Origin of the sequence: Pseudomonas gebzensis (assembly GCF_034427815.1) — a bacterium.
GTDB lineage: Bacteria > Pseudomonadota > Gammaproteobacteria > Pseudomonadales > Pseudomonadaceae > Aquipseudomonas.
In genome coordinates, this window is the sequence record NZ_JAXQNS010000001.1 from 257079 (window position 1) to 280568 (window position 23490).

25 protein-coding genes are annotated in these 23490 nt (G+C 64.6%); 8 read left to right on the forward strand and 17 right to left on the reverse strand.

Features of this window, described 5'->3' with window-relative positions; all coding sequences use genetic code 11:
- The 5 genes from SJI00_RS01205 to SJI00_RS01225 form a co-directional block, all read right to left on the reverse strand.
- Positions 1-1191, reverse strand: a complete 1191-nt coding sequence (locus tag SJI00_RS01205) for a benzoate/H(+) symporter BenE family transporter (RefSeq protein WP_322459942.1) — start codon at positions 1189-1191, stop codon at positions 1-3.
- Between the two features lie 725 nt (positions 1192-1916).
- On the reverse strand, positions 1917-2288 hold the full coding sequence (locus SJI00_RS01210; protein ID WP_322459943.1) for a glutaredoxin family protein: 372 nt from the start codon (positions 2286-2288) through the stop codon (positions 1917-1919).
- Positions 2289-2355: 67 nt separating this feature from the next.
- On the reverse strand, positions 2356-2901 hold the full coding sequence (gene folE, locus SJI00_RS01215; RefSeq protein WP_322459944.1) for a GTP cyclohydrolase I FolE: 546 nt from the start codon (positions 2899-2901) through the stop codon (positions 2356-2358).
- A gap of 69 nt (positions 2902-2970) precedes the next feature.
- Entirely contained in the window at positions 2971-3531 is a 561-nt protein-coding gene (locus SJI00_RS01220) for a Smr/MutS family protein (RefSeq protein ID WP_322459945.1), read from the reverse strand.
- 196 nt (positions 3532-3727) lie between these two features.
- Positions 3728-4318: a cysteine hydrolase family protein gene (locus SJI00_RS01225; RefSeq protein ID WP_322459946.1), complete on the reverse strand. Its 591-nt coding sequence runs from the start codon at positions 4316-4318 to the stop codon at positions 3728-3730.
- A gap of 179 nt (positions 4319-4497) precedes the next feature.
- Here SJI00_RS01225 and prmB point away from each other — a divergent pair, with 179 nt between their 5' ends.
- The gene (prmB, locus tag SJI00_RS01230) at positions 4498-5406 is read left to right on the forward strand and encodes a 50S ribosomal protein L3 N(5)-glutamine methyltransferase (protein WP_322459947.1); all 909 of its coding nucleotides are present in this window, start codon (positions 4498-4500) and stop codon (positions 5404-5406) included.
- A 42-nt stretch (positions 5407-5448) separates the two neighbouring features.
- Here the strand turns inward: prmB and SJI00_RS01235 are convergent, their stop codons facing one another.
- Entirely contained in the window at positions 5449-6234 is a 786-nt protein-coding gene (locus SJI00_RS01235; protein ID WP_322459948.1) for a hypothetical protein, read from the reverse strand.
- 242 nt (positions 6235-6476) lie between these two features.
- Positions 6477-7442: an alpha/beta hydrolase gene (locus SJI00_RS01240; RefSeq protein ID WP_322459949.1), complete on the reverse strand. Its 966-nt coding sequence runs from the start codon at positions 7440-7442 to the stop codon at positions 6477-6479.
- A gap of 170 nt (positions 7443-7612) precedes the next feature.
- On the opposite strand from SJI00_RS01240, the gene aroC reads away from it, so the two are divergent.
- The 3 genes from aroC to SJI00_RS01255 all read left to right on the forward strand — a co-directional run bounded on the left by aroC (position 7613) and on the right by SJI00_RS01255 (position 10510).
- The gene (gene aroC / locus SJI00_RS01245; RefSeq protein WP_322459950.1) at positions 7613-8704 is read left to right on the forward strand and encodes a chorismate synthase; all 1092 of its coding nucleotides are present in this window, start codon (positions 7613-7615) and stop codon (positions 8702-8704) included.
- A 115-nt stretch (positions 8705-8819) separates the two neighbouring features.
- Positions 8820-9977 (forward strand): MFS transporter, encoded by a 1158-nt coding sequence (locus tag SJI00_RS01250; RefSeq protein ID WP_322459951.1) that lies wholly within the window; start codon positions 8820-8822, stop codon positions 9975-9977.
- Complete coding sequence (locus SJI00_RS01255) at positions 9974-10510, forward strand: cupin domain-containing protein (RefSeq protein ID WP_322459952.1); 537 nt, start codon at positions 9974-9976, stop codon at positions 10508-10510. Before SJI00_RS01250 ends, SJI00_RS01255 begins: the two co-directional genes overlap by 4 nt.
- 48 nt (positions 10511-10558) lie before the next feature.
- On the opposite strand, the gene SJI00_RS01260 is transcribed toward SJI00_RS01255, so the two are convergent.
- On the reverse strand, positions 10559-10831 hold the full coding sequence (locus SJI00_RS01260) for a DUF3509 domain-containing protein (protein WP_312931079.1): 273 nt from the start codon (positions 10829-10831) through the stop codon (positions 10559-10561).
- Between the two features lie 278 nt (positions 10832-11109).
- Between SJI00_RS01260 and SJI00_RS01265 the strand changes: the two genes are divergently transcribed.
- Together SJI00_RS01265 and SJI00_RS01270 are read left to right on the forward strand one after the other, a co-directional pair.
- Entirely contained in the window at positions 11110-11634 is a 525-nt protein-coding gene (locus tag SJI00_RS01265; protein ID WP_322460448.1) for an ankyrin repeat domain-containing protein, read from the forward strand.
- A 53-nt stretch (positions 11635-11687) separates the two neighbouring features.
- Entirely contained in the window at positions 11688-12215 is a 528-nt protein-coding gene (locus tag SJI00_RS01270; RefSeq protein WP_322459953.1) for a hypothetical protein, read from the forward strand.
- Between the two features lie 478 nt (positions 12216-12693).
- On the opposite strand, the gene SJI00_RS01275 is transcribed toward SJI00_RS01270, so the two are convergent.
- The 3 genes from SJI00_RS01275 to SJI00_RS01285 form a co-directional block, all read right to left on the reverse strand.
- Positions 12694-13872 (reverse strand): vWA domain-containing protein, encoded by a 1179-nt coding sequence (locus SJI00_RS01275; protein ID WP_322459954.1) that lies wholly within the window; start codon positions 13870-13872, stop codon positions 12694-12696.
- A gap of 10 nt (positions 13873-13882) precedes the next feature.
- On the reverse strand, positions 13883-14728 hold the full coding sequence (locus tag SJI00_RS01280; RefSeq protein ID WP_322459955.1) for an AAA family ATPase: 846 nt from the start codon (positions 14726-14728) through the stop codon (positions 13883-13885).
- Positions 14729-14946: 218 nt separating this feature from the next.
- A complete protein-coding gene (locus SJI00_RS01285; protein ID WP_322459956.1) occupies positions 14947-16020 on the reverse strand; it encodes a DUF748 domain-containing protein in 1074 nt (357 codons plus the stop codon).
- A 135-nt stretch (positions 16021-16155) separates the two neighbouring features.
- Between SJI00_RS01285 and cysK the strand changes: the two genes are divergently transcribed.
- On the forward strand, positions 16156-17130 hold the full coding sequence (gene cysK / locus SJI00_RS01290; protein WP_322459957.1) for a cysteine synthase A: 975 nt from the start codon (positions 16156-16158) through the stop codon (positions 17128-17130).
- Positions 17131-17301: 171 nt separating this feature from the next.
- On the forward strand, positions 17302-18237 hold the full coding sequence (locus SJI00_RS01295) for an aspartyl/asparaginyl beta-hydroxylase domain-containing protein (protein ID WP_322459958.1): 936 nt from the start codon (positions 17302-17304) through the stop codon (positions 18235-18237).
- 25 nt (positions 18238-18262) lie between these two features.
- Here the strand turns inward: SJI00_RS01295 and SJI00_RS01300 are convergent, their stop codons facing one another.
- The 6 genes from SJI00_RS01300 to SJI00_RS01325 all read right to left on the reverse strand — a co-directional run bounded on the left by SJI00_RS01300 (position 18263) and on the right by SJI00_RS01325 (position 23432).
- Positions 18263-18742 carry a DUF4265 domain-containing protein gene (locus SJI00_RS01300; protein ID WP_322459959.1) on the reverse strand — a complete coding sequence of 160 codons (480 nt, stop codon included), beginning with the start codon at positions 18740-18742 and terminating at the stop codon, positions 18263-18265.
- Positions 18739-19632 carry a DMT family transporter gene (locus SJI00_RS01305; RefSeq protein WP_322459960.1) on the reverse strand — a complete coding sequence of 298 codons (894 nt, stop codon included), beginning with the start codon at positions 19630-19632 and terminating at the stop codon, positions 18739-18741. The genes SJI00_RS01300 and SJI00_RS01305 overlap by 4 nt, the downstream gene beginning before the upstream one ends.
- A 266-nt stretch (positions 19633-19898) precedes the next feature.
- The gene (locus tag SJI00_RS01310; RefSeq protein ID WP_322459961.1) at positions 19899-20639 is read right to left on the reverse strand and encodes a YciK family oxidoreductase; all 741 of its coding nucleotides are present in this window, start codon (positions 20637-20639) and stop codon (positions 19899-19901) included.
- Between the two features lie 40 nt (positions 20640-20679).
- The gene (gene mupP / locus SJI00_RS01315; protein ID WP_322459962.1) at positions 20680-21351 is read right to left on the reverse strand and encodes an N-acetylmuramic acid 6-phosphate phosphatase MupP; all 672 of its coding nucleotides are present in this window, start codon (positions 21349-21351) and stop codon (positions 20680-20682) included.
- A 2-nt stretch (positions 21352-21353) separates the two neighbouring features.
- Positions 21354-22052, reverse strand: a complete 699-nt coding sequence (gene ubiG / locus SJI00_RS01320) for a bifunctional 2-polyprenyl-6-hydroxyphenol methylase/3-demethylubiquinol 3-O-methyltransferase UbiG (RefSeq protein WP_322459963.1) — start codon at positions 22050-22052, stop codon at positions 21354-21356.
- Between the two features lie 54 nt (positions 22053-22106).
- On the reverse strand, positions 22107-23432 hold the full coding sequence (locus tag SJI00_RS01325) for a TRZ/ATZ family hydrolase (RefSeq protein ID WP_322459964.1): 1326 nt from the start codon (positions 23430-23432) through the stop codon (positions 22107-22109).
- Between the last annotated feature and the right edge of the window lie 58 nt (positions 23433-23490).

Below are 23490 nucleotides of genomic sequence, written 5' to 3' on the forward strand. Positions count from 1 at the left end.
TCAGGCTTTGCGCGGGCTGAGGATCAGCAAGGTCAGCAGCCCGGCGATGATGCCCCAGAATGCCGAGCCGATGGAGAGCAGGGTGAAGCCTGAGGCGGTGACCATGAAGGTGATCAGCGCCGCCTCGCGTTCGCGCGGCTCGGCCATGGCCACGCTCAGGCCGTTCATGATCGAGCCAAGCAGGGCGAGGGCGGCGATCGACAACACCAGCTCCTTGGGCAGGGCCGCGAACAACGCTGCCAGCGTGGCGCCGAACACCCCGGCGACGCCATAGAAAATCCCGCACCAGACCGCCGCGGTATAGCGCTTGGCCGGGTCTTCGTGAGCATGCGGCCCGGTGCAGATCGCGGCGCTGATCGCTGCCAGGTTCACACCGTGTGCGCCGAAGGGGGCCAGCAGCAGAGAGGCCAGGCCGGTCGCGCTGACCAATGGTGAGGCAGGCACCGAATAGCCGTCGGCGCGCAGTACGGCCATGCCGGGCATGTTCTGTGACGTCATCGCCACCACGAACAGCGGGATGCCGATGCTGATCGTTGCCGCCAGCGAGAAACTCGGCGTGGTCCATACCGGCGTCGCCACTTGCAGATGGAAGCCGCTGAAGTCCAGCAGGCCCAGCGCACCGGCGAGCACGCTGCCGACCACCAGCGCCGCCAGTACGCAATAGCGTGGCGACAGGCGCTTGACCAGCAGGTAACTGAAGAACATACCCAGCACCAGCAGTGTCTGGTGCTGCGCTGCGACGAAAATCTCGCTGCCGATACGAAACAGGATGCCGGCCAGCAAGGCCGAGGCCAGCGACGCCGGGATGCGCCGTACCAAGCGCTCGAAGCTGCCGGTGAGCCCGCACACCAGCACCAGCAGCGCGCAAGTGATGTAGGCGCCGATCGCCTCGCCATAACTGACCCCACCCAGGCTGGTGATCAGCAACGCGGCGCCCGGCGTCGACCAGGCCACCGTCACCGGGGTGCGATAGCGCAGCGACAAGCCGATGCTGCAGACGGCCATGCCGATCGACAGCGCCCAGATCCACGAAGAAATCTGCGCAGTGGTCAAGCCCGCCGCTTGCCCGGCCTGGAACATCAGCACCAGTGAGCTGGTGTAGCCGGTGAGCATGGCGATGAAACCGGCCACCACGGCCGAAGGGGAAGAGTCGGCCAGAGGCCGCAGGCGCGCGGTTTTGACGAGAGACATGCTGCGTTCCCTGTGCGGATGTAAGCATTTTTTGCAAGCCTAACGGCTAGTCCTGCAGCCTGTGCCATACAGCCGCGCGCGGGATTGGCCGTACAGTGTGCGGAGTGTGTTTTTCGTGAGGAGGGGCGGGGTAGGGCTGCTGAACGAGTGGTGGGGCCGGGCGTGCGGGAAGGCTGGCGCCCGACCGATGCGCCCGCCAAGCGATTTCGCCAGGTCAATTGGCGGTGCCTTGACTGCGCGGCTAACCGGAACGCAGGACCCTGTCGCTGACTGCCTCGACCGCGTCTCACTCCAAGCTGCGGCACAGACAGGAGATCGCAAGAACCCGCTCACCGCAGCCCCTTGTAGGAACGGCTACTGCCGCGGTGGGCGGCAAAGCCGCCCTGGTGCTGCGACCTCTATCTACCTGTCATCGCGGGCGCTTAGATAAGGCCGGCTGCGCCAGCCATCGCGGCAATAGCCGCTCAGGATCGTGTGAAGTTCAGGTAATCCGGGTTCCCGTTGGGCCATAGCCGCGATGGATCGCACGGCAGCCTAGCGGATTTCAACTCGGCTTGAATGACCAGCATTGGGCGTACGGCAGCCCTTGCAAACACCGGACGACCCAGCAAGCCCCAAGCGTAGCCGAAACGCCGGATGGCTCACCCGGCCCCAAGCGTAGCCGGAACGCCGGACGACCCAGCGAGCCTCAAGCGTGACCGAAACGCTAGACCACTCAGCAGGCCTCAGAGGGTGCCGAAGCGCTGGTCGAGATAAGCAATGATGTCGTTGGATTCATACATCCAGCGCACGTCGCCACCTTCTTCGATGCGCAGGCAGGGCACCTTGATCCGGCCGCCGCCTTCGAGCAGTGCCTGGCGGTGGTGTGGGTCGTGCTTGGCGTCGCGCAGGGTCATCGGCACGTTGAGGCGGTGCAGGGCGCGGCGGGTTTTCACGCAGAACGGGCAGGCATGGAACTGGTACAGCGCGAGGTGGCGCGCTTGCTCGTCTACCTTGGCCTGGGCGGCAGGGTCGCGCTTGCGCTTGCCCGGGCGGCTGATCCAGTCACCGAAGACGATGAGCTGGCCGAGCCCGTTGCGCAGGGCTTTGACAATCATGGGACTCTCCTGGAGGCATAGAAACGAAAAAGCCGACCTGGACGGCCGGCTTCCAGTCAGCCATGGATCACTTGATCAGACTGAGGAACTCGGTACGGGTGGCGGCGTTGGCGCGGAACTCGCCGAGCATCACCGAGGTGATCATGCTGGAATTCTGCTTTTCCACACCGCGCATCATCATGCACATGTGCTTGGCTTCGATGACCACGGCAACGCCGGCGGCACCGGTCACCTGTTCGATGGCGTCGGCGATCTGCCGGCTGAGGTTTTCCTGAATCTGCAGGCGACGGGCGTACATGTCGACGATGCGCGCGACCTTCGACAGCCCCAGCACCTTGCCCTTGGGCAGGTAGGCCACGTGGGCCTTGCCAATGAACGGCAGCATATGGTGCTCGCACATCGAGTAGAGCTCGATATCCCGGACCACCACCATCTCGCTGTTGTCGGAGCTGAACAGCGCGTTGTTGGTGACCTCTTCGAGGGTCTGCTCGTAACCGCGGCAAAGGTACTGCATGGCCTTTGCAGCCCGCTTGGGCGTGTCGCGCAGGCCCTCGCGAGAGACGTCCTCGCCGATCTGGCCAAGGATCTCGGTGTAGTTCTGTTCCAGGGACATGGATCTACCTGTGGGAGTTTTCGCAAAAATGAAGGGTAAGTCGCAGAACGCGGCGCTGCAAGCGTGACGTTACTCGTCGCGGCCCTCGAGCATGGTTCGCTTGAGCATCACGTAGACCGCGCCGGTGCCACCATGGCGCGGCTGGCAGGAAACGAAGCCAAGCACCTGAGCATGCTGGCGCAGCCAGGTATTGACGTGACTCTTGATCATCGGCCGCTTGCCGTCCAGCCGCGCCGCCTTGCCGTGGGTCACGCGCACGCAGCGCACCTCCAGCTGGTTGGCTTCGGCGATAAAGGCCCACAGGGTTTCACGGGCCTTTTCAACACTCATGCCGTGCAGATCCAGGCTACCTTCAAAGGCGATCTGGCCCAGCTTGAGCTTGCGCAGTTGGGTTTCCTGCACACCGTCGCGGCGCCAGAACAGCTCATCCTCGGCGCCCACGTCGATGACGAACTGGTCGGACAGGCCATCGATCACCAACGACTGATCGCTGCGAAGGGTCGCCTTCTGCCGCAGGCCAGCCAACTGCTGGCGGTCAGCCTTGGGCTTGCCGACCTCGGCGCGGTCGTGGGTGATCCGCTTGACACCACGCACTTCGCTGCGAAAGAGGGAAAAATCGTCGTCTTGCATGCTGCCTCCACGTATGGCGGCGTAGTTTACGCCACTCGGCGCAGCAGCGGCAGTTCTGTAGGCGCCACGATGGCGCAGGCAGCAAACGCCTTGCATCGAACGAATGTGCTGGAAAGCTTCATGGCAGGTCTCTGGAGCGGTGCGGCGGGGGACTCGCAGCCGCTCGACAGGTTGCCGATCCGCCGCCGGGCGCGGCTCAGATCAGGCTGGCGGTGGGCGCGACGCAGGCAAAGTTGTCGGCCATGACCGCCATTTCGTTGCGGTGGATCTGCGCGGCGGGGATCACGCTGTCCTTGAAGGCCAGGTCGCGTGTGGCGGAGGCATCTTCGACCAGGGTGCAGCGGTAGCCATAGTCCTTGGCGCGGCGCACGGTGGTGCTGACGCTGGAGTGGCTCATGAAGCCGCAGACGATCAGGTCGAGGTGGCCAAGGCCCTGCAGGGTTTCGTGCAGCGTGGTGTTCTTGAAAGCGTTGGGCATACGCTTCTCGATCACCACCTCGCCGTCCTGCGGCTCCAGCCCGGGGATGAACTCCCCGCGTGGCCCTTGCGGATCGAACAGGCCACCCACGGTGCCCAGGTGACGCACGTGGACGATCGGACGCCCCGCCTGGCGGGCGGCGGCGAGCAGGCGGGCGATGTTGGCCGTGGCCTCATCCATGCCCGACAGCGCCAAGGGACCGCTGAGGTATTCCTTCTGCGCATCGATGATGATCAGGCTGGCCTGGCTCAGTTTGGCCGGCGGATAATCGCGGCCGCTGAGACGGAGCATGGTGGTTGGAACGGACATCAAGGGCTCCTTTGCGATAGGGCTTTTGCGGGCCATTGTCCTCTGCCGCGACGACAATGGGAATGCTTGACAGCGTAAGCGGCATGGTTACTGGCCTGTGGCTATCTGCCGGGGTGTCTGGGGAATCATTTGCAGGCGTGGGCTGATAGACTTTCGCGCTGCCTTCAAAGGAGTCCACTGTGATCACTTCCCGCTTGCGCACCCTGCGCGACCACATCCGCTGGGCGGTCAGCCGCTTCCACGAACACGACCTGTTCTTCGGCCACGGTGCCGACAACGCCTGGGACGAAGCCCGCCTGCTGGTTCTCGGCGCGCTGCACCTGCCTTGGGAAGTTGCCGACAGCTACCTCGATTGTCAGCTCGAAGACGATGAGCGTGTTCACCTGCAGCACCTGCTCAAGCGCCGCATCGAAGACCGCACGCCCACCGCTTACCTGCTCGGCGAAGCCTGGTTCTGCGGTATGGCGTTCATCGTCGATGAGCGCGTGCTGATCCCGCGCTCGCCCATCGGCCAGTTGCTCGAAGAGCGTCTGGAGCCCTGGCTGGGCAACGAACCGGCACGCATTCTCGACCTGTGCACGGGCTCTGGCTGCATCGGCATCGTTGCCGCCGATGTGTTCCCCGAGGCCGAGGTGGCGCTCGCGGACCTGTCGTTCGAGGCGTTGGAAGTGGCCAACCAGAACATCGAACGGCACGGCCTCGACGCGCGTGTCTACACCGTGCAGGGCGACGGCTTCGGCGGTTTGCCGCAACAGCGTTTCGACCTGATTCTGTCGAACCCGCCGTATGTCGATGCCGAAGATTTTGCCGACATGCCGGCCGAATACCAGCACGAACCTGAGCTGGGCCTGGCCTGCGGCAAAGATGGTCTGGACCTGGTGCGGCGCATGCTGGCCGAGGCGGCGGACCACCTCACCGACAAGGGCTTGCTGATCGTCGAGGTGGGCAACAGCCAGGTGCACGTCGAACAACGCTACCCGGAAGTGGACTTTGCCTGGCTGGAGTTCAAGCACGGTGGCCATGGCGTGTTCATGCTCACCGCCGAACAGTGCCGCCAGCATCAGGACCTGTTCCGCGCTCGCGCCTGATCCCCTGCGCAGCGCCTGCCTCTGGCGGGGCAGGCGTTGGCCTCAGCGGGTGGCGATGAAAATCAGCAAGCCGGCCTGGAACACCGCAAAGGCCACCAGGCAGGTGATGGTGAAGCGCAACCCGCTGTCTTCGCGCTCGACCCGTGCCATGCGTTCGTCGCGCTCACGCAGTTGCGTGGCCATGTCCTGCAACTGCTGTTCGGCGTGCTGAAGCATTGCCGCGGTGTCGAGGATCTGCAGCGCCTGCACCTTGTCTTCGTTCCAGAACGGCCGCAACTGGCTGACCACCGCATCGAGCGTATGGCCCTGGGTGGGCTGGCCGTCGGTGTAGCTGATGTCCAGACCGACGCTACGCAGCACATGGTCGCGGCGCAGGCGCAGGTCGTCGTTCATGGCATCGCGTGCGGGCAGGTCGGCGCCCATCACACGGTAGTCTGGCCAGCGGCTTTGCAGCCACTTGGCGGCCTGGGCCAACAGAAAGCGGCCCAGGCCGCGGTTGCTCGGCTCCAGTTGCAGGCCGTGTTCGCCACCGATCTGCACCTGGCGCAGCGCATGGTCGACACGCACGTCGAGGCGGTTCTGCTCCTTGTGGGTCATCTGCCCAGGCAGGCGAATGTCCAGGCGCAGCAGGCTGTGGGTGCTGCTGTGCCGTTCCACCCGACCCCACTGCACGAAACGCAGCCCGCGCGATCCACCGCGGTCGGTGGGCTGAGCGGTGAGGCGCAGCAGTTGGAAGTCTTCGGTGGCCACCTCGGCCCAGGGCAAGGGCGGGCTGGGCGGGTCTTGCGGCGCTTGGGCCGGTTCTACGCCGGTGGGGGCGACGGTCATCACGGATCCTCGGGTGCGTGTCGGCGTCGGGCCGTTGCCGCGCCGAGGGTTCAAGGCCCCGCTCGCCCACGCAGGCTGGCGCACCACTCCCAGCGCCAGCGCCTGATCCATACGGAGGCGCGGGGGTGGGCCTGTTGGGCGGTTTGCGTGAATCGATCGGGGCACTGGACGAGGGCGCTGACGGCACCGGCGTTGAGCCAATGCCAGTCTATCGGCAGCGACCCACACAACCTGAGGGCTGCTCAGGCGTCGGGCAGGGCCTGAATGAATGCCACCACTTTTTCGCCCAGCTCACGGGCCAGCGGCAGCTGTGGGTTGTTGTAGCTCTCGCGCTGCTCGCTCATGTCGCGGGGGCTGATGCGCAGCATGTGGTTCATGCCGTCGATCAGCACCATGGGCGCATCGGGCTTGGCTGCGTGCAGCCGTTGGGCATCGAGCACCTCGACCTGCACATCGTTGCGCCCCTGGATGATCAGCGCCGGCATGTTCAGCCGGCCAAAGGCGGCCGCCGGGTCCTGGCGCAGCAGGGAAATCAGATACGGCTGCACGCTGGGGCGAAACGCCTGGCGCAGCGGTGTCGGCACGTCCAGGCTGGTCTGCCCGGCCATCAGGCGGTCGAGCAGCAGGTTGCCGCGCAGCATGTCGGCCGGGCTCAGGCGTTTGGCCAGCTGCTCGCGCAGCACCTGATCGATCGGCCGACCGCTGCCGGCCAAGGTAATCACGGCACTGGCGCCGGCTTCCTGGGCGGCGAGGCTGGCAATCAGCGCGCCTTCGCTGTGGCCGATGATGATCAGCGGCCCGAAGCGTGGGTCGGCACGCAGTTGCTTGCCCCAGGCGACGGCGTCGGCGACATAGCCTTCGACGCTGAGGTCGCGTTCATCGGGTGTCGCCGGCTGGCTGGCAGCCACGCCACGCTTGTCATAGCGCACGCTGGCGATGCGCTGTTTGGACAGCATCAGGGCCAGGCGCTTGAGGTTGTCGACGCGCCCGCCCGCCGGATTGTTGCCATCACGGTCGGTGGGGCCGGAGCCGGCAATGATCAGCACCACCGGTGGCGGGGTGTCTTGCTGCGGCAACAGCAGGCTGCCGTGCAGCACGCCGAGGCCGGTGTCCAGCTCGATCGGGCGTTGTGACACGGTAGGGGCGGCGGCGTAGGCCGCGTTGATACTCAGGCACAGCAGGAGCAGGGCGATGAAACGCGAGGTCATGGAGGGGCGCTACGTGGAGAGATAGAGCTCAGACCCAGCGGCCTCTGGAAGGTTCTGCGCCGCCGCAGGTGCTGCAGGCCGGCAAACCAGGCGACGGCACCTACACCGATTACGGCCAATTTCCGTATACTCCCCGCTTCGTTCACCTCAGGCAGATTCGCGGAGCGTCCATGTCCGGCAATACCTACGGCAAGCTGTTCACTGTCACCACCGCAGGCGAAAGCCATGGCCCGGCGTTGGTCGCCATTGTCGATGGGTGCCCACCGGGCCTCGAGCTGTCCCTGGACGACCTGCAGCACGACCTTGACCGGCGCAAGCCCGGTACCAGCCGGCACACGACCCAGCGCCAGGAAGCCGATGAGGTCGAGATCGTCTCCGGCGTGTTCGAAGGGCGCACCACGGGTTGCTCGATCGGCTTGTTGATCCGCAACACCGATCAGAAATCCAAGGACTATTCGACGATCAAGGACCTGTTCCGCCCGGCCCACGCCGACTACACCTACCACCACAAGTACGGCACCCGCGACTACCGCGGCGGCGGTCGCAGCTCGGCGCGCGAAACCGCCATGCGTGTGGCGGCCGGCGCCATCGCCAAGAAGTACCTGGCGACCCAGGGTATCCGCGTACGCGGTTACATGAGCCAGCTCGGCCCCATCGACATCCCGTTCCAGACCTGGGACAGCGTCGAACAGAACGCCTTCTTCAGCCCCAACCCTGCCAAGGTGCCAGAGCTGGAGGCCTACATGGACCAGTTGCGCCGTGACCAGGACTCGGTCGGGGCGAAGATCACCGTGGTTGCCGAAGGCGTCATGCCAGGCTTGGGTGAGCCGATCTTCGACCGCCTGGACGCCGAACTGGCCCATGCGCTGATGAGCATCAACGCGGTCAAAGGCGTGGAAATCGGCGCCGGCTTTGCCAGCGTTGCCCAGCGCGGCACCGAACACCGTGACGAGCTGACGCCAGACGGATTCCTCAGCAACAACGCCGGCGGCATACTGGGCGGCATTTCCTCAGGCCAGCCCATCGTCGCGCACCTGGCCTTGAAGCCCACCTCCAGCATCACCGTGCCGGGCCGCTCCATCGACGTCGACGGCAATCCGGTCGACGTCGTCACCAAGGGCCGCCACGACCCGTGCGTGGGCATCCGCGCCACGCCGATCGCCGAAGCGATGATGGCCATCGTGCTGCTGGACCACCTGCTGCGTCACCGTGGGCAGAACGCCGACGTGCGAGTCGCCACGCCCGTACTCGGTCAGGCCTGAGCCTCAGGCGCTGCGGCGGGTTGCCTCAGCGCCCGCCCGCACCTTGTGTTCAGCGCTCCCCGCATCACCTCGCTGCGTTGCTCACCGGCGCAGCCCTGCCTTAGCCGTGGAGCCCATGCCCACCATTCCGTATTGGCGCCTGTCCAGCTTCTACCTCTGTTACTTTGCGCTGCTGGGCGCTACTGCGCCGTTCCTCGCGTTGTACTTCGATCATCTGGGCTTTGCCCCGGCGCGCATCGGCGAGCTGGTGGCCATTCCCATGCTCATGCGCTGTGTGGCCCCCAATCTATGGGGCTGGCTCGGTGACCGTAGCGGGCAGCGGCTGTTGATCGTACGGCTCGGCGCGCTGTGCACCCTGGCCAGTTTCTCGCTGATCTTCTTCGGCCACAGCTATGCCTGGCTGGCCCTGGTGATGGCCCTGCATGCGTTCTTCTGGCACGCAGTGCTGCCGCAGTTCGAGGTCATCACCTTGGCGCACCTGCACGGGCAGACGGCGCGCTACAGCCAGGTGCGGCTGTGGGGTTCGATTGGCTTCATCCTCAGCGTGGTCGGCCTGGGCCGGCTGTTGCAGTGGCTAAGCCTGGACATCTACCCCGTGGCCCTGGTGGCGATCATGGGCGGTATCGTGCTCGCCAGCCTGTGGGTGCCCAACGCCCAGCCGGTCGAGCATGGACAGCGGCCGGGGGCCGAGGGCTTCGTGCGGCAACTGCGCGCCCCTGGGGTACTGGCCTTCTATGCCTGCGTGGCGTTGATGCAGCTCAGCCACGGGCCTTACTACACCTTCCTCAGCCTGCACCTGGAACACCTGGGCTATGACCGCGGCGCGATTGGCCTGTTGTGGGCGCTTGGGGTCGTGGCGGAAGTGTTGATGTTCCTGGTGATGAGCCGGGTGTTCGCCCGGGTCTCGATCCAGGCGGTGCTGCTGGTCAGCTTCGCGCTGGCGTCGGTGCGCTGGCTGCTGCTGGGGACGCTGGCGGATGTGCCGGCTGTGCTGGTCCTGGCGCAGCTGATGCACGCCGCCACGTTCGGCTGCTTCCATGCGGCCAGTATCGCGTTCGTGCAATCGAGCTTCGGCCCGCGCCAGCAGGGCCAGGGGCAAGCGTTGTACGCCGCGTTGTCGGGCATCGGCGGCGCCCTGGGTGCGTTGTACGCCGGTTACGCCTGGAGCCTGCTGGGCGCGACCTTCACCTTTGCCGTCGCCAGCCTTGCTGCGCTGGCGGCTGCCCTTATCACGGCGTTCGCCCTGAACGCCTCCCGGAGCCTTTCGCGATGAGCATTCTCAGCGTCTTTCACTGCACCCGTCCCCAGCAGCCCAATAAAGTCCTCACCCATGCCACCGACATTGCCACTACCCTGGCCGAACACGGCGTGCAGCTCAGTCAGGTTGAACTCACCGGCCAGCCACGCCCAGGCTGTGGGCAGCCTGGGGTGCTGCAAGCGCTGGGCAGTCAACTGGAGGCCTTGTCGAGCGCCCACGGTTGCTCGGCGGTCAGCGTGATCGACTGTGACGGTTCGAGTGAAGTGCTCACGTTGCCAAGCGGCGAACATGCCTACGACACGCCGGAAACCTTCGTGATCGTCAGCGGACGCGCGCAGGTGAGCGTGCGCAGAGGCGACTGGGTACTGGCGGTGCTGTGTGAGCGAGGTGACGTGCTGCAGGTGCCGAGCGGCAGCGGGCGCTGGCTGAGCCTGGGCGACCATCCGTTCTGCGTGGCACTGCGGCTGCGAGCGGGGAAGGGCGAATCGATACCGGTGGTCAGCGAACATGCAGGCCCGAGCGAATTTCCGGGCATGGATGAACTCTGAGGTATTAGTGGGGCCATAGGCATGGCCCCAGGTCATGTACTACGGGGTTTAGCGGTAGGTCGGCAGGGCGAAGCGCTGTTGGCTCTGCAGCATCGAGATCACTGGCAGTTCGCTGGCTTGTTCGGCGAGGTCACGGCGGATGGCGCTGATGGCCCACGACAGTTGTTCGGCACTGTGCAGCTGAGCGTACGACAGCACGCGGCGGCTCACTTTGCTGTCAGCGGCGCGCAAGGTCAGCAGGATGCCACCGTCAGGACGGGGCTGCGTGTTGACTTGGTACCCTGGGAAGACGGAAGTGAATTTCTGTTGAATAAGGTCCATGTCGAGCTCCTGAACGGTAAGGGTTGCAGATTCTGTACAGGGGAGTTGCAGCGAGCGTGCCAGCTTTGGGTTTCATTAAAAAACCTTTAAAATCAATGACTTATTATGTTTCAGAATTATTTGCGCGTTGCAGCCTGCAAGGTCGTGCAATTTGCACAGTGCATTTTGCAATGCCGGGGTGGCACATAGCCCTGGCCTGTCACGGCGATAGATTCTGAACCTTTGTCTTCTGGTAGCGGCCTGACACATCATTGGGTGATCAATCTGCCAGGAGATCCATCATGCAAGACGCTGCCCCCGCCACGATGACCGACGACGAAACCGCCATCTTTGCCGAACAGGTGTTCGACTGCGCCCGCCGCGGCGATGCCGACCTGCTGACGCGCCTGCTCGGGAGCGGCCTGCCGGTCAACCTGCGCAATGGCAAGGGCGACACGTTGCTGATGCTCGCCAGCTATCACGGCCATTTCAAGGCGGTGCAGGTGTTGCTCAAACATGGCGCTGACCCCCTTCTGGCCAATGACAACGGCCAGATGCCGATTGCCGGGGCTGCGTTCAAGGGTGATCTGCCGATGATCAAGCTGTTGCTGGAGCACGGCGTGCCGGTAGACGCTGCAGCAGCCGATGGCCGTACCGCGCTGATGCTGGCGGCGATGTTCAACCGCAGCGAGATTCTCGAATTCCTGTTGGCTCACGGCGCAGATCCGTCTCTTCAGGATGCACGCGGCGCAACTGCCCTGGTGGCCGCACAGACCATGGGCGCCGTGGATGCCGCGGCTCGGCTGCAAGCGCTGGCCGGCTGACCCGGGCGGGGGTATTCTTGGCGCCTTTTTCCACCTGCCAGGCTACCCCTCCCATGAAAAACCCGTTGCGCGAACTCATCAGCCTCATCGGCGCGGGCTGCATGCCTGAACAGGACATCGAGCGCATCGCCGACGAAGCTGCCCAGGCTTACGCCGATCCGGCCGCCTTCCTGGCCGCCAACCCCGACATCAATTACGACGACAGCTTTCCTATCCCACTGGGTGAATGGGTCGTGGTCGGTAGCCTGCCAGACACCGTGCTGTTCCAGGCCGAGACGTATCAGCAATTGTTCGAGGCCATCAGCGGCTCGTTCGATCAGAGCGTCGCCTTCAACCTCAAACCCAAGCAACTGGCCCGCACCGAGCCACTGACCGCGCTGAACCGCATTCAGGTGCAGATGGGCGCGTTGAATAAAGAAGGTGGCGGCTACGTGTTGCTGAACTTCAGCCAGGTGCTGGATGACCCGCTGCAGATGGTGATCGCCGCGCGTAATGACCTGGAGCGCATCCTGGCGCTGGCCGCCGAAGTGGGCATCGCCGCCGAGCCCGCGCTGGAGGCACTGAAGGCCGCACAGGCCTGACCCGGAAACGACCCCTGATGTGCGGGCGTCCTGGCGCAGTCGAACCGCGACGTCGCCATTGAGGTCCATCGCGAGCAAGCTCGCGCCTACAGTAGGCTCGAGCCGTAGACCAGACTGGGTCGCCGCAGCAACCTGTATGGATTGCCGGCAGCAGCCTGGAAAAGCGAACTTGCTCGCGAAAAATGCCCAGGCACCGCGCTGTGTCAGGCGTTCGCTTTATCGTTGAGGTCCATCGCGAGCAAGCTCGCGCCTACAGTGGGCTCGAGCCGCAGTCCAGACTGGATCGCCCGCAGCAACCTGAAGGCGCGAGCTTGCTCGCGACAGATGCTTCTTCCGGCTCACCCGCACCTGTTGCAGAGGCCGATCCGGCGCTCGCTACCATCAGGCTGTGTTGCAGCCAGCGCGACCGACGTCGCACACATGAATCCGTGATCCGCCCAGCGGCGTACTCCTTTGTACCTTGCGCACGCTGGGCGGCTCACTTGGCCAGGTATTTCATCCCGTCTTCGAGCCCCTGCAGCGTCATTGGAAACATCCGCGCTTCCAGCAGCTCGCGCACCAGCCCGATCGAAGTGGTGTAGTCCCACGCCCGGGTTGGGTAGGGGTTTATCCAGATGACCTTGCGAAATTTCGCCAGCACCCGCTGCATCCACACGTAGCCGGCTTCTTCGTTCCAGTGCTCGACGCTGCCGCCGGGCTGGGTGATTTCATAAGGCGCCATGGCCGCATCGCCAACGAACACCACGCAGTAGTCATCGCCGTACTTGTGCAGCAGGTCGAAGGTGGCCATGCGCTCGTTGCTGCGGCGCTGGTTGTTCTTCCACACCGACTCGTAGATGAAGTTGTGGAAGTAGTAGTACTCCAGGTGCTTGAACTCACTGCGGCAGGCCGAGAACAGCTCTTCGCACACCCGCACGTGGGCATCCATCGAACCGCCGATGTCGAACAGCAACAGCAGCTTCACGGCATTGCGTCGCTCCGGGCGCATCTGGATGTTCAGCAGGCCGGCGTCGCGCGCGGTGTGGTCGATGGTGCCGGCGATGTCGAATTCTTCAGCCGCGCCCTGGCGGGCGAATTTGCGCAAGCGGCGCAGGGCCAGCTTGATGTTGCGTGTGCCCAGTTCCACTTGATCGTCGAGGTTCTTGTACTCGCGCTGCTCCCAGACCTTCACCGCCTTGCCCTGACGCTCGCCGGCATCGCCCACGCGAATGCCCTCGGGGTTGTAACCGCCGGAGCCGAATGGGCTGGTGCCACCGGTGCCGATCCACTTGTTGCCACCGGCATGGCGCGCCTTCTGCTCGGCCAGGCGCTGCTTGAAGGCTTCGATGAGCGTGTCCAGCCCGCCGAGGGACTGAATCTGCGCACGCTCTTCAGCGCTCAGCGAGCGCTCGAATTCCTTGCGCAGCCAGTCTTCGGGAATCAGCGCCTGTAAATGCCGGTCAAGGTCGACCAGCCCGTCGAAGTACGCGGCGAACGCCCGGTCGAACTTGTCGAAGTGGCGCTCGTCCTTGACCAGAATCGTACGGGCGAGAAAGTAGAACTGCTCCATGTCGGCAAACACCACGTGCTGCTCCAGGGCGGCATGCAGGTCGAGCAGTTCGCGCAACGACACCGGCACCTTGGCCGCGCGCAGTTCGGTAAACAGGTTGAGCAGCATGGTGGGCTCCTCAGCGGTTGCCGCGGCGGCTCATGAAGGCCAGGCGCTCGAGCAGTTGCACGTCCTGTTCGTTTTTCACCAGCGCCCCCGCCAGCGGTGGGATGGCCTTGGTCGGATCACGTTCGCGCAGCACGGCCTCACCGATGTTGTCGGCCATCAGCAGCTTGAGCCAGTCGACCAGCTCCGAGGTGGAGGGCTTTTTCTTGAGGCCCGGCACCTTGCGCACATCGAAGAACACATCCAGCGCCTCGCTTACCAGCGACGCGCTGATGTTCGGGTAATGCACATCGACGATACGTTGCAGGGTGGTGCGGTCAGGGAAGGCGATGTAGTGGAAGAAGCAGCGGCGCAGGAACGCGTCGGGCAGCTCCTTTTCGTTGTTCGAGGTAATGATGATGATCGGCCGGTGGCGGGCCTTGATGGTTTCATCGGTCTCGTAGACGTAGAACTCCATGCGATCAAGTTCTTGCAGCAGGTCGTTGGGGAATTCGATGTCGGCCTTGTCGATTTCATCGATCAGCAACACCACCCGCTCATCGGCCTCGAAGGCCTCCCAGAGCTTGCCCTTCTTCAGGTAGTTGCGCACATCGTGGACCTTCTCCACGCCCAGTTGCGAGTCGCGCAGGCGGCTGACCGCATCGTACTCGTACAGCCCTTGCTGGGCCTTGGTGGTCGACTTGATGTGCCAGGTGATCAATCGTGCGCCAAATGAGGCAGCCAGCTGTTCGGCCAGCAAGGTCTTGCCGGTGCCCGGCTCGCCCTTGACCAGCAACGGGCGTTGCAGAGTGATCGAGGCGTTGACCGCAAGTTTCAGGTCGTCGGTGGCGACGTAGTCGCGGGTCCCTTCAAATTTCATCGAGCGTTCCTCATGGCCGGCAATGGGCAGTGCGGGGACTATAACCGCACCCTGGTCTGCAAATACAACCCAGGCTGCGCAGGGTAACGCCAGTCAGTCGAGTGATCGGGCCCAGTGTGGCCAACCGGGGCGCCGGACCGGTCAGCCGCGATGGGCTGCAAGGCAGCCCCAACCGTCAAAACGCGGGCCAACCGACGGGCATCGGGCAGAGCGGGGCTTCATTCGGCGTCGGGTTTTGGCTGCTCGTAGCGGGCATTGAACGCCTGCACGAAGCCGTTGCGCAGGATCTGCAGGAAAGCCTGGAAGGCGCTGATGTCCTGCTGGTGCACGCTGCCGCTGAGATTGACACGGGTGGCGAACTGGTTCTTCGGCTGGTTCTTCAACACGTTCTGGCTGGCGCCGACCACCGCTTCCCAGACCGAGCGGAAGAACCCCTTGTCCTTGTTTTCCACATCCTGCTGCCAATTGAACACCTCTACATCGCGCAGCAGCGGCTTGATGTAGCCATTGAGCCGACCGTTCTCGGCCTGGGCCTCGATCACCACTTCGCCGTGGCCGGCGTTGAAGTCGAACTTGCCGTAAGCGCTGGCGAAGTCGTTGAGCTGGCGCAGGGTGATGTCGCGGGCGCGTAGGCGGAACTGGAAGTCATCGAAGTCGCTGAACGGGTCGAACGTGGCGTTGCTCTCGACCTTGGCGTCGCCGAACAGCCGCGCCTTGGCCTCGAAGCTGGCATCGCGGCGGCCTGCCTGGTCGCGCACGTTGGTCAGGTTGTGGATGCTGGCTTCGAGCTGGGTGGCCTGCAGGCGTACCGGGGGCTTGGACTGGAAGTTGCGGAAACTGAGGGTACCGTCATGAATCAGCACTTCGTTGAGGGTGATAGGCAACAACTTGTCCAGCTGCTGACGCCAATCGGTGCCCTGGCCGGACTGAGACGTCTGCTGGCTGCCACCGTCGACGAAGTTGATCACCGGGCTGTCGAAGGTCACCTGGGCCACCACCGCCTGGTCGTACCAGAGCGAATGCCAGCTCACCGAAACGTCGATCACCGGGGCTTCGAGCAGCGGCACCGGCACCTTGCCACTGGTCTTGACGATCTTCAGGCCGTTGATCGTGTACGCACCGCGCCACCAGGCGAGGTCGACGTCGCTCACCTGGCCCCGGTATTCGCCCATGTCGGCCAGTTTCTCGTTCAGGTAGTCGCGCACCAGCCACGGCAGCGCCAAGTGCAGGGCCACCAGCAGCACGAGCAGGCTGGCAAGGCTGATCAGTGGCCAGCGGTAACGGGCTTTCATCGACAGTGCTCCATGGTGCCTCTCCAGATGCGGTAGGTGGTTGACCGTGAGCGCTTGCCGCGAGTTCGACAGGCTTTACGGGCTACCGGGGCAGGCTTACCCTGAGCGTCTACATCGCCTGCCAAAGGACCCAGCATGAGCCGCATCTACGCAGACAACGCCCACTCCATCGGCAACACGCCCCTGGTACAGATCAACCGCATCGCCCCGCGCGGGGTGACCATCCTGGCCAAGATCGAAGGGCGCAACCCCGGCTACTCGGTCAAGTGCCGGATCGGCGCGAACATGGTCTGGGAGGCGGAAGCCAGCGGCAAACTCAAGCCGGGCATGACCCTGGTCGAGCCCACCTCGGGCAACACCGGCATTGGCCTGGCCTTCGTCGCCGCTGCCCGTGGCTACAAATTGCTGCTGACCATGCCCGCTTCGATGAGCCTGGAGCGGCGCAAGGTGCTCAAGGCGCTGGGCGCCGAACTGGTGCTCACCGAGCCGGCCAAAGGCATGAAAGGTGCCATTGAGAAAGCCAGCGAAATCGTCGCCTCCGACCCTTCTCTCTACTATATGCCTGGCCAGTTCGAGAACCCGGCCAACCCGGCCATCCATGAGAAGACCACCGGCCCGGAAATCTGGAACGACACCGACGGCGCCATCGATGTGCTGGTCGCAGGCGTCGGCACCGGCGGCACCATCACTGGCATTTCGCGCTACATCAAACACACCGCAGGCAAGCCGATCCTGTCGGTGGCGGTGGAGCCTGCCAGCTCGCCGCTGATCACCCAGACCCTGGCTGGCCAGGAACTGCAACCGGCCCCTCATAAAATCCAGGGCATTGGCGCCGGTTTTGTGCCGAAGAACCTCGACCTGACCATGGTCGATCTGGTCGAGACCGTCACCGATGAAGAGTCCAAGGCCATGGCCCTGCGGCTGATGCAGGAGGAGGGCATTCTCTGCGGGATTTCCTGCGGCGCGGCGATGGCTGCGGCTGTGCGCCTGGCGGAAAAGCCGGAAATGCAGGGCAAGACCCTTGTGGTGATCCTGCCGGATTCCGGCGAGCGCTACCTGTCGAGCATGTTGTTCAGTGACTTGTTCAGCGAGCAGGAAAACCAGCAGTAAGCCCAGCGTCGCTCTGCACCACTGATCCGGCGCAATGCCGGATCGGCGCACGACGCGCACACTCTTGATCGGACGCATCGCCCCGGGTTGTTTTTCCCTGGGGCGGATGGGTTTATGATGTCCGGCGATTTCTGGCAGCCATCGCCTGTTTTCCTCTCCAAGGAGTGTTGCATGACGTTTTCCTTCATCGCCAAGGCGGGTGTCCTGCTGGTGTTCATTGGCAGCGTGCTGTACGTGCACCTGCGCGGCAAGGCGCGCTTGCCGGTCCTGCGCCAGTTCGTCAACCATTCGGCGCTGTTCGCCCCCTACAACGCGCTGATGTACCTGTTCTCCGGCGTGCCATCCAAGCCGTATCTGGATCGCCAGCGCTTTCCCGAACTCGACGTGCTCAAAGACAATTGGCAGGAAATCCGTGTCGAGGCCATGCGCCTGTTCGACGAGGGCTATATTCGCGCCGCCGAGAAAGACAACGACGCAGGCTTCGGTTCGTTCTTCAAGAAGGGCTGGAAGCGCTTCTACCTGAAGTGGTACGACAAACCGCTGCCGTCTGCCGAGGCGCTGTGCCCGCGCACCGTGGAGCTGGTCAGCAGCATCCCCAACGTCAAAGGCGCGATGTTCGCCCTGTTGCCGGGCGGCAGCCACCTCAACCCGCACCGCGATCCGTTCGCCGGTTCCCTGCGCTATCACCTGGGCCTGTCGACGCCGAACTCCGACAACTGCCGCATCTACGTCGACGGCCAGCCGTACGCCTGGCGTGACGGCGAAGACGTGATGTTCGATGAAACCTATGTGCATTGGGTAAAGAACGAAACCGACATGACCCGGGTGATTCTTTTCTGCGACGTCGAGCGCCCGCTCAACAGCCCGCTGATGACCCGCCTCAATCGCAAGGTCAGTGCCTTCCTCGGTCGCGCTACCGCGCCGCAGAACACGGACGACGAGCGCGTCGGCGGGATCAACCAGGCTTATGCCTGGAGCAAGCGCTTCAGCAACACATTCAGCGCGCAGGTAAAGCAATTCAAGCGTGCCAATCCCAAGGCCTACCGCGTGCTGCGCCCGGTGCTGGCGGTGCTGGTGGCGTATTTGCTGTACCGCTGGCTGTTCTAAACCCGTTCCGAGCCTGTTCTGAGGCTCAGCGCGCGCCGGGCAGCAGACCGTCCGGTAGCGCGTGCCGCAGTACCCCTTCCTCGAAGTCGACGATCCCGGCCTCGCGCTGTACCAGCAGAAAGTACAGCAGCGGGGCGATGCTGGCCTGCGCCGGGACGTGAATGGCCAGCAGCCGTGTCGAGCGCTCCAGCTCGCAGGGGCAGGCGAAGTCCTGGAGCGCGGCGTGCACCTCATCCAGGTCATCGTTGGCCTTGACCCTGACGCGCAACATCGAAGCGCCGCTGCTGCGCAGCAGGGTGTCGAGCCACAGAGCTTCGCCGTCGCGGCGCACGCTGATGAGGTCGCCAGGCGCGATGTCATAGGCGTGGAAGGGCAGGCTGTCGATCCGGTAGCCGGTCTCGGTGCGCTGCGCCCACAGGCCTTCTACCGAGGCGGTGGGGTAGCCGTTGGCGTCGTGCGGCAGGCGCACCAGAACCTTGCAGAAGTCACTGAGGCCTTCGCTCATGCCGGATCCAGAGATTTGGCGCGGGCAGGGCGCAGTACCAGCCACAGCGCCAGGCTGATCAGCACGCCGCCGTACAGGTGGCCGAGCGACAGCGGCTCATCCAGCAGCCACGCGCCCCACAGCACGCCAAACACCGGGATCAGGAAGGTTACGGTACTGGCTCGCACCGGGCCGATGTCGCTCAGCAGGCGGAAATACAACACGTAGGCAAACGCCGTGCACAGCAGGCCCAGGCCCAGCAGTGAGCCCCAGACCGACCAACCGCCCCAGCTGGCCGGCGGCTGGGTGGTGACGCTCCACAGAAACGCCGGGGTCAGCAGTAACGTGGCCCCTAGCATGCTGCCAAGCGCCGACAGTCGACTGTCCAGCCCGCCCAGCCAACGCCGCGCCAGAAACCCCGCAAAGCCATAGCAAGTGGTGGCCGCCAGGCAGGCGAGGGCGCCTTGTATCAGCGCCGCATCCAGCGCCACGGGCCCCGCACCGCTGAGGATGGCGACGCCGAGCAGGCCGAGGAAGATGCCGATCAGCTTGGGCAGGGTCATGCGTTCATGGAAGAACAGCGCACCGATCAGCACGCCCATCAGCGGCGTGGTGGCGTTGAAGATCGCTGAGTAGCCGGCCGGCAACACTTGCGCGGCCACTGAATAGAAGGTCGCGGGAACCCCGGAGTTGATCATCCCCAACACCAGGCACGCTTTGAGCTTGCCCTGGAAATGCCAGCCCACCGGAGACGCGGCGACGATCGCGATCAGGCCCAGGCAGGCGATGGACACGCGAAAGAACGCAGTGGGTACGGTGCCAAGCTCTGGGGCGATGATCCGCATGAACAAGAAGCTCGCACCCCAGACGGCGGCGAGCAGGATCAGGCGGATGAGGGACGTGGCGGGCAAGGATGACTCCAGGAGAAAGGCAGGGTCTCGTTATGTGAATCAAGGTTGTTAGCACTGGGCCGGCTTCGCCGGTCATCGCGACTGACCGGGGCGCCGGACCGGCCGCTCCAGCCGAGGCACGGGATAGTTGAAGTTCACACGATCCTGTATCAGGCTTCAACCGCGATGGCCGGCAACGCCGGCCCCCTGGCTGCCACCCGATTCGACCACGCTACCGCTTCCCTTGGGCTGAACCAACAACGCCGGCCCATTCACCCAGCGTGTCCTCACTGCGCGTTCAGCGCCTGCCCATTCACGTTCTTGCTGTCCGGCCCCATCAGGTACAGGTACACCGGCAGGATGTCTTCGGGCAGTGGGTTGTTCTGCGGGTTTTCGCTGGGGTAGGCCTGGGCACGCATGCTCGTGCGGGTCGCCCCGGGGTTGATGCTGTTGGAACGCACCGGCGCCACGCCGTCCAGCTCGTCGGCCAAGGTCTGCATCAGGCCTTCGGTGGCGAACTTCGACACGCCATAGGCGCCCCAGTACGCCCGGCCGACACGGCCCACGCTACTGGAGGTGAACACCACCGAAGCGTCTTCCGACAGTTTCAGCAACGGCAGCAAGGTGCTGGTGAGCATGAACGTGGCGTTGACGTTGATGTGCATCACGCGCATGAAGTGGTCGCCCGACAACTGCTCCACCGGCGTGCGCGGCCCGATGATCGAGGCATTGTTGAGCAGCCCATCGAGGCGCCCGAACTGGTTCTCGATCATCACTGCCAGCTCGTCGTACTGGTGCGGCAGGGCGGTTTCCAGGTTGAACGGGATCACCACCGGCTGCGGATGCCCGGCGGCCTGAATCTGGTCGTACACCTCATTCAGGTTGGCCTCGGTCTTGCCCAGCAGCAGCACGGTGGCGCCCAACGCAGCGTAGGCCTTGGCGGCGGCGGCACCGATGCCGCGACCAGCACCGGTGACCAGGATCACGCGATCCTTGAGCAGCTCGGGGCGGGCGGTGTAGTCGAACATGGCAAACGTCCTTGCATTCGGAAATGGGAAAGCGGCGCGCTCAGCAGCCACACAGCGCGCTGTCGAGCACCTTGCGCAGGTCCAGCGGATGGTCCACCACCACATCGGCGCCCCAGTTGTTGGGGTTGTCCTCGGGGTGGATATAGCCAAAGCGCACGGCGGCGGTACGGGTGCCGGCGTCACGACCCGACTCGATATCGCGCAGGTCGTCACCGACGAACAGCACACTGGCCGGGTCCAGCTTGAGGGTGGCGCAGGCCAGAATCAGCGGCTCGGGGTCGGGCTTGCTGTTTTTCACGTGATCCGGGCAGATCAGCAGCGCCGAGCGCTCGGCCAGGCCCAGGCGCTGCATGATCGGCTCTGCGAAGCGCAGCGGCTTGTTGGTCACCACACCCCACAGCAGGCCGCCTTTCTCGATGTCGTCGAGCACGGTTTCCATACCGTCGAACAGGCGGCTGTGCACCGCGCAGTCGCGCTGGTAGCGCTCGAGAAACTCCAGGCGCAAGGGCTCGAAGCGCGCATCCTCGGGCTCGATGCCGAAGGTTGCGCAGACCATCGCCCGCGCACCGCCCGAGATCACGTCGCGGACGGTCTTGTCAGCGACAGGCGCCAAGCCACGCTCGGCGAGCATGGCCTGGGAGATGGCGATGAAGTCTGGCGCGGTGTCCAGCAAGGTGCCATCCATGTCGAAGAGAACAGCTCGCAAACGCATGCTTAAGCCTCGCGCAGGGTCTGGATCATGTAGTTGACGTCAACATCGCTGCTGAGCTTGTAGTGCTTGGTCAGCGGGTTGTAGGTCAGGCCGATGATGTCCTTGACCTCCAGGCCAGCTGTACGGCCCCACGCGCCCAGCTCGGACGGGCGAATGAATTTCTTGAAGTCGTGGGTGCCGCGCGGAAGCATCTTGAGGATGTATTCGGCGCCGACGATGGCCAGCAAGTAGGCCTTGGGGTTGCGGTTGATGGTCGAGAAGAACACCTGGCCGCCTGGCTTGACCAAGCGTTTGCAGGCCTCGATGACCGAGGACGGGTCCGGCACGTGTTCGAGCATCTCAAGGCAGGTGACCACATCGAACTGGCCGGGCATTTCGTCAGCCAGCGCTTCGGCGGTGATCTGCCGGTAGTCCACTTGCACGCCGGATTCCAGCTGGTGCAGGCGAGCGACCGACAGCGGCGCCTCGCCCATGTCGATGCCAGTGACGCTAGCGCCACGCAGGGCCATGGCTTCGCTGAGAATGCCGCCGCCGCAACCGACGTCGAGCACCTGCTTGCCCGACAGGCCGACGCGCTCGTCGATCCAGTTGACGCGCAGTGGGTTGATGTCATGCAGCGGCTTGAACTCGCTCTCGCGGTCCCACCAGCGATGGGCGAGGGCCTCGAACTTGGCGATTTCAGCGCGATCAACGTTGCTCATTGAACCATTCCTCGGAAGATCTTCATTAATAAGGGTGCCTGCAGCGCTGCCCTGTCATGGGCGCTGCGCGCGCATGCGCTCGCCCCAGGCCCGCGCGGTGGCGGCCAGGGCGTTGGCGTCCATGCGGGTCAGGCGGCGGTCGTCGAGCAGTTGCTGCCCTTCGACCCACACGTGCCGCACGCAATCGCGGCCCGTGGCATAAATGAGTTGTGACACCGGGTCATGCACCGGTTGTTGCGCCAGGCCAGACAAATCGAACACCACCAGGTCCGCAGCCTTGCCGACTTCCAGCGAGCCGGCGTGCGCCTCGATGCCCAAGGCGCGGGCGCCATTCAATGTGGCCATGCGCAGGGCGCGATGGGCGTCCAGGGCACTGGCGGAGCCGGCCACGGCCTTGGCCAGCAACGCAGCGGTACGGGTTTCACCGAGCAGGTCGAGGTCATTGTTGCTGGCCGCGCCATCGGTGCCGACCGCGACATTCACGCCGGCCTGCCACAGCTGCTCCACCGGGCAGAAACCGCTGGCCAGCTTGAGGTTGGACTCCGGGCAGTGCACCACGCTGGTGTTGCTTTCTACCAGCAAGGCCAAGTCGTCATCGCTGACCTGGGTCACGTGCACCGCCTGCATGCGCGGGCCAAGCAGGCCCAGGCGGCTGAGCCGGGCCAGGGGGCGCTCACCGTGCTCGCTCACGGCCTGCGCCACTTCGCTAGCGGTTTCGTGCACATGCATCTGCAGCGGCGCGTCGAGCTGGTCGGCGATGACGCGGATCTTTTCCAGGCTGGCATCGCTCAGCGTATACGGTGCATGGGGCCCCAGCGCCAGGGTGATGCGCGAGTGCTGGCGCAGGTCGTCGAACAGTTCGATGGCGTGATGCAGCCCCTCGTCCACGGTACGCGCGCCGGGGATCGGGAAGTCCAGCAAGGGGACGGCGATCTGCGCGCGGATGCCGCTGCGCTGCACGCGGTCGCAGGCTTGGCGCGGGAAGAAATACATGTCGGCGAAACAGGTGATGCCGCCGAGCAGCTGTTCGGCAATGGCCAGGTCGGTCCCGTCGCGCACGAAGGCTTCGTCGACCCAGCGCGCCTCGGCCGGCCAGATGTGCTGTTCGAGCCAGGTCATCAAGGGCAGGTCGTCGGCCAGGCCGCGAAACAGGCTCATGGCGGCATGGCCGTGGGCGTTGATCAGCCCAGGCGCGAGCAGGCAATCAGGCAGTTCGCGCACGTGCGTGGCTGCGGGCGCCCGGTGGCGCGGACCGATCCAGGCGATCAGACCGTCACGCACGCCCAGGGCATGCTCAGTCAGCACCACGCCTGCGGGTTCGACCGGCACCAGCCATTGGGGAATCAGCAGCAGGTCGACAGGGGGCGCGGCACTGGGCATGCAGGGTGTACCTGAATTTCGGCAGAACGCGGAGTATACCGCAATGCCAGAGGGTTGA

Coding starts and splice junctions, on each gene's coding strand:
- SJI00_RS01250 (WP_322459951.1), top strand. CDS start 8,820: ATGCCCACCATTCCGTATTGGCGCCTGTCCAGCTTCTACCTCTGTTAC.
- SJI00_RS01325 (WP_322459964.1), bottom strand. CDS start 23,432: ATGCCCAGTGCCGCGCCCCCTGTCGACCTGCTGCTGATTCCCCAATGG.
- folE (WP_322459944.1), bottom strand. CDS start 2,901: ATGTCCCTGGAACAGAACTACACCGAGATCCTTGGCCAGATCGGCGAG.
- SJI00_RS01255 (WP_322459952.1), top strand. CDS start 9,974: ATGAGCATTCTCAGCGTCTTTCACTGCACCCGTCCCCAGCAGCCCAAT.
- SJI00_RS01300 (WP_322459959.1), bottom strand. CDS start 18,742: ATGAGCGAAGGCCTCAGTGACTTCTGCAAGGTTCTGGTGCGCCTGCCG.
- SJI00_RS01280 (WP_322459955.1), bottom strand. CDS start 14,728: ATGAAATTTGAAGGGACCCGCGACTACGTCGCCACCGACGACCTGAAA.
- ubiG (WP_322459963.1), bottom strand. CDS start 22,052: ATGAGCAACGTTGATCGCGCTGAAATCGCCAAGTTCGAGGCCCTCGCC.
- mupP (WP_322459962.1), bottom strand. CDS start 21,351: ATGCGTTTGCGAGCTGTTCTCTTCGACATGGATGGCACCTTGCTGGAC.
- SJI00_RS01225 (WP_322459946.1), bottom strand. CDS start 4,318: ATGTCCGTTCCAACCACCATGCTCCGTCTCAGCGGCCGCGATTATCCG.
- SJI00_RS01295 (WP_322459958.1), top strand. CDS start 17,302: ATGACGTTTTCCTTCATCGCCAAGGCGGGTGTCCTGCTGGTGTTCATT.
- SJI00_RS01310 (WP_322459961.1), bottom strand. CDS start 20,639: ATGTTCGACTACACCGCCCGCCCCGAGCTGCTCAAGGATCGCGTGATC.
- SJI00_RS01205 (WP_322459942.1), bottom strand. CDS start 1,191: ATGTCTCTCGTCAAAACCGCGCGCCTGCGGCCTCTGGCCGACTCTTCC.
- aroC (WP_322459950.1), top strand. CDS start 7,613: ATGTCCGGCAATACCTACGGCAAGCTGTTCACTGTCACCACCGCAGGC.
- SJI00_RS01285 (WP_322459956.1), bottom strand. CDS start 16,020: ATGAAAGCCCGTTACCGCTGGCCACTGATCAGCCTTGCCAGCCTGCTC.
- SJI00_RS01220 (WP_322459945.1), bottom strand. CDS start 3,531: ATGCAAGACGACGATTTTTCCCTCTTTCGCAGCGAAGTGCGTGGTGTC.
- SJI00_RS01260 (WP_312931079.1), bottom strand. CDS start 10,831: ATGGACCTTATTCAACAGAAATTCACTTCCGTCTTCCCAGGGTACCAA.
- cysK (WP_322459957.1), top strand. CDS start 16,156: ATGAGCCGCATCTACGCAGACAACGCCCACTCCATCGGCAACACGCCC.
- SJI00_RS01270 (WP_322459953.1), top strand. CDS start 11,688: ATGAAAAACCCGTTGCGCGAACTCATCAGCCTCATCGGCGCGGGCTGC.
- SJI00_RS01240 (WP_322459949.1), bottom strand. CDS start 7,442: ATGACCTCGCGTTTCATCGCCCTGCTCCTGCTGTGCCTGAGTATCAAC.
- SJI00_RS01235 (WP_322459948.1), bottom strand. CDS start 6,234: ATGACCGTCGCCCCCACCGGCGTAGAACCGGCCCAAGCGCCGCAAGAC.
- SJI00_RS01210 (WP_322459943.1), bottom strand. CDS start 2,288: ATGATTGTCAAAGCCCTGCGCAACGGGCTCGGCCAGCTCATCGTCTTC.
- SJI00_RS01275 (WP_322459954.1), bottom strand. CDS start 13,872: ATGCTGCTCAACCTGTTTACCGAACTGCGCGCGGCCAAGGTGCCGGTG.